This is a genomic window from Rhizobium sp. PRIMUS64, from assembly GCF_023006465.1.
Lineage (GTDB): Bacteria > Pseudomonadota > Alphaproteobacteria > Rhizobiales > Rhizobiaceae > Rhizobium > Rhizobium leguminosarum.
In genome coordinates, this window is sequence record NZ_JALBGX010000359.1 from 1 (window position 1) to 350 (window position 350).

At 53.7% G+C, this 350-nt stretch carries 1 protein-coding gene; it reads right to left on the bottom strand.

All coding sequences use genetic code 11. From position 1 onward, the window contains the following. Positions 1 to 116: ArsA-related P-loop ATPase (locus tag MOV76_RS39555; RefSeq protein WP_309506940.1), on the bottom strand; the 116-nt coding region annotated here is incomplete at its 3' end. Positions 117 to 350: the final 234 nt, after the last annotated feature.

Sequence of the window (350 nt, forward strand, 5' to 3'; positions counted from 1 at the left end):
CCGACGATCAGGATCTTCTGCCCGAGGTCGACAAGCGCTGCGAGCGTATTTTGGGAGGTGGTGGACTTGCCGATCCCCCCTTTGCCGTAAAATGCGATTTGACGCAAATCTGACATATCGCCTTCCTTCTTTCGTTCCATCCATCGCTGAGTAAAAGGCAGGCAGCTCGCGCCGCCTCGCATGGCAATCTTCAAAACCCGTGCCATGTGGGCCGATCGAGCCAAAGGAAAGATCCTTTTGTTGGGTTTCAGAAAGTTACTCCGAACCACCACAGGAAACTGCCAAACAAACCTAATGTCGCCGATCAGACAAAGCCGACAGACGGTGTCGTGATGGCATCACTTGCACCG